The organism is Streptomyces sp. NRRL S-495 (assembly GCF_000966955.1).
Taxonomy (GTDB): Bacteria; Actinomycetota; Actinomycetes; order Streptomycetales; family Streptomycetaceae; genus Kitasatospora; species Kitasatospora purpeofusca.
In genome coordinates this window covers 1-3538 of sequence record NZ_JZWY01000940.1, presented here as the reverse complement: position 1 = coordinate 3538, position 3538 = coordinate 1, and the positions used below count along the sequence as shown (strand labels likewise).

The 3538-nt window shown below is 76.5% G+C and carries 4 protein-coding genes; 1 reads left to right on the top strand and 3 read right to left on the bottom strand.

What is annotated here, in order from left to right; all coding sequences use genetic code 11:
* From VR45_RS36710 to VR45_RS36700, 3 genes are all read right to left on the bottom strand, one after another.
* A partial coding sequence (locus VR45_RS36710; protein ID WP_107084387.1) for an FtsX-like permease family protein occupies window positions 1-1161 on the bottom strand: 1161 nt, incomplete at its 3' end.
* A 14-nt stretch (window positions 1162-1175) separates the two neighbouring features.
* Window positions 1176-1928: an ABC transporter ATP-binding protein gene (locus VR45_RS36705; protein WP_045944266.1), complete on the bottom strand. Its 753-nt coding sequence runs from the start codon at window positions 1926-1928 to the stop codon at window positions 1176-1178.
* Window positions 1929-2064: 136 nt separating this feature from the next.
* Window positions 2065-2649, bottom strand: coding sequence for a universal stress protein (locus VR45_RS36700; protein WP_063772613.1), 585 nt, complete (start codon window positions 2647-2649; stop codon window positions 2065-2067).
* Window positions 2650-2935: 286 nt separating this feature from the next.
* Between VR45_RS36700 and VR45_RS36695 the strand changes: the two genes are divergently transcribed.
* On the top strand, window positions 2936-3538 hold a 603-nt coding region (locus VR45_RS36695), incomplete at its 3' end, for a HEAT repeat domain-containing protein (protein ID WP_199926075.1).

The following is a 3538-nucleotide window of genomic DNA, read 5'->3' as shown; positions in this document are numbered from 1 at the left end:
GGTCAGCGCCGCCTCCGCCGAGAGCATCCGCAGCAGCTGCGGCCGGGTGGCGCCCACCAGGCGCAGCAGGGCGAACTCCCGCCGCCGGTCGGCCGTCACGGCGACCAGGGTGTTGACGACGGAGACCGTGGCGAAGCAGACCAGCATCCCCAGCTCGGCCTGCCGCAGCCAGATGTCGGTGGCGGAGGTCACGGAGGAGGCGGAACCCCCCGCTGCCGCTGCGGCCCGCCCGGCGGTGAATGTCATGATCGACATGGTGCCCGACAGCCCCACCAGCAGTGCGACCGGTACCACCGCGGACGACAGCCGCCGCGCGTAACCGCGGAGATTGGCGTCGGCCAGCCAGCCCGCTCCGGGCGCCAGCACCCGGAGCGGCCCGCCCAGGACGGCCGCCAGGACCCGTGCCGCGAACGGTCCCGCCAGGGCGACCGCGACCAGCAGCACCAGCGAGGCGAGCAGCGCGGCCTGCCCCGCCTTGTCCACCTGGTCGGCCGGCCGCGTCGCCGACAGCCGCAGCAGCAGGACACCGCCCACCAGAGCGCCGGTCCCGGCGAGCAGCCGCAGCGCACCGGTCCGCGCGTGCTCGGTCGAACTCGCGGTCAGCGCCGCCGCGGGCGCGATCCGGGAGATCCGCCGGGCCGCCACGGCGGAGGCCGCCAGCCCGACGAGCAGCACGACGCCGAGGGCGACCAGCATCGGCACCGGTGTGCCCGGCACCCGCACGTCCGGCGACGCCATGCCGCGCCGCTGGAGCGCGGCGAGGAACCACCGGGCCGCCACCGCACCGAGCGCCCAGCCCGGCACCGTCACCAGCAGGGTGGTGACGAGGACCTCGCCGCGCACCAGCCGCCGGGTCTGCCGGGGTGTCGCCGCGACCGTGCGCAGCAGCGCCAGTTCACGGTGCTGCTGACGGAGCGCGAAACCCAGCGCGTTGACCACGACGAAAAACGCGACCAGGACGGCGATCTCGCCGAACGCCCCCGCGATCACCATCAGGCCCGGTCCGGCGGCCGCCTTCCGGACGGCCGCCGGGGTGGCGAGCTCGGCGGCGAACAGGGAGCCGAACAGGGTGACCGCGGCGATGGCGAGCAGCAGGGCGACCGCCGTTCCGGCGAAGGCGGCCGGACGCCGACGCAGCTGTCCGAGGACGAGGGAAGTCAGGGAGGTCATCGCGCTCACCCGCCCAGCCGGCTCAGGCGCTCGCCGACCTCGGCGGCGGTGGGACGCTCCAACTCGTCGACCACCCGGCCGTCGGCCAGCATCAGCACCCGGTCCGCGTACCCGGCGGCCACCGGGTCGTGGGTCACCATGACGCAGGTCCGGCCGTCCCGGTCCACCCCGGACCGCAGCAGGGCCAGCACCTCGTGCCCGGTGGACCGGTCCAGGGCGCCGGTCGGCTCGTCGGCGAACAGCACCTCGGGGCCGGAGACCAGGGCCCGGGCGATCGCCACCCGCTGCTGCTGACCGCCGGAGAGCTGCCCCGGCCGGTGCCGCTCGCGCCCGGCCAGGCCGACCCGGGCCAGCGCGTCCAGCACCTGACGCCGGTCGGGCCGCCGCCCGGCCAGCCGGCCGGGCAGCTCCACGTTCTGGGCGACCGTCATGGCCGGCATCAGGTTGAAGGCCTGGAACACGAACCCGACCCGGCTGCGCCGCAGCTCCGCCAGCCGTCGCTCGGGCAGCCGCGACACCTCGGTGTCGCCCCACCGGACGGTGCCCCGGGTGGGCCGGTCCATCCCGGCGAGGCAGTGCAGCAGGGTGGTCTTCCCGGAGCCGGACGGCCCCATCACCGCGGTGAAGGTGCCCGGTGCGAAGGCCACGGACACCCCGCGCAGTGCCTGTACGGCGGCGGGGCCGCGTCCGTACTCGCGGTAGAGCTCGTCCGCCCTCGCGGCGGCCGGGGTACCGGTGGTCTGTGTCGTTCCGTTCATACCGCCATCCTGGGCGGCCGCCGCGCACCGATCGATGGTGCGGCCCCCCGAACCGGGGGTTCGGTTTTCCGAACCCCCTCGGCCCCGTCAGGGGCGGCCCTCGCGATCACCCTCGGCCGGGCGGCCGGCCCGGTGATCAGCGCACGCCGACGGGGCGGGGGAGGGAGCCTCCGGCGCCGTGGTGGCCGGCCGCGAAGGGGAGCGGTGCGCCGCTGCGGGCACTGAGCTCCAGCCGCTCCAGCAGCTCGGACGGGGAGACGGGGACGACCGGGCAGCTCGCGTGCGCGTGGCAGTGGCCCAGGACGGAACCGGGCAGCAGCCGACCGAGGCGGCCGTGCCGGCCGATGCCGATCACCAGCCGGTCGGCCGGTCCGGTGACGGCGGAGACCAGGGCGGGCCCGGCGTTGCCCCGGACCGTCAGCGGGTGAATGACCAGGCCGGCCGGGTAGCCGCCGAAAGCCTGCTCGAAGGCGGTGTCGATGCGGCGGCGGGCGGCGTGCTCCAGTTCGGACAGCGGGCGCGGTCCCCGCTGGTCGCCGTCCGAGGGCGACCAGGCGGCGACCGGGACGAGGACGGCCTCCCGCCGGGCGGCCTCGGCCACGGCGCGGTACAGCGCCGCGAGGCTGCCCAGGGAGCCGCTGAGTCCGACGATCACTCTGGTGGTGCCGCTCGTGGTGCCGGTCGTGGTCCCGCTCGTGGTGCCGCTCGTGGTGCCGGTCATGGCTGCTCGCCTCCGCCTCGGTCGCGTGACACCCGGTGGGTCCCCGCCTCCGGGGACCGTTGTCCATGGAACGCTCCCGCCGCCGTGCCCGGGCCGCCGCTGACGGCACCATGACGGCGGGAGGCGCGTTCTTGACGGACCCATGACGGTCGCGGGCCGCCCGGTGCGGGCGCACAACCGGCGGTCCACCCGGTACGCCAGGTTCTACGACCGCGACCAGCGGCGGGCGCGGAGCGGCGGGTAATTCCCCGGACTCCGCGGAGCCGAACGCCTAGCATGCCGAGCCATGGCGATATTTGTGCATCTGACGGCGGCGGCGAACGCGCCGCGCATCCGACGGGCCGGGATCCGCGCGGTCAGTCACGGCCAGGACGGCGCACGCGGGGTGTACTGCTTCCCGGTGCTGCCGTCGTACACGCTCACCCACCAGTGGATGCGCGAGTTGGGCCGCTTCGACCGGCGGGGCGGGCGGGTGGCCGTCCACGTCCGGCTGGACGACGCCCAGCCGGTGCTGGTCGGGTCCTACTGGGACCGGACGCTGGGCGACCAGGCCGAGGTCCCCGCGGCGGAGGCGGTGCGGCGGATCGCGGCGCTGGACGACCCGCGCGGGTGGGAGGTGTTCGTACCGCGGGCGATCGGGCGGGCCGAGGTGCACCGGGTCCGCGCCGCGCCGCAGGTGGTGGGTTGGCGGTACCGGCCCGACGCACACGGGACCCGGCCCTGCACCTGCGTCGGGTGCCGGGTGCGGGGCGGGTACGGGGCGCGGCGGCTGCGCGAGCGTCTCCCGCACCCGCTGGACGGCCCGCCGCCGCCGACCGGCGTGCTGCTCGCCCGGATCGCGGCCGCCGGGGATCCGGGCGACCCGGCCGAGCTGGAGGCGGTCCTGGAC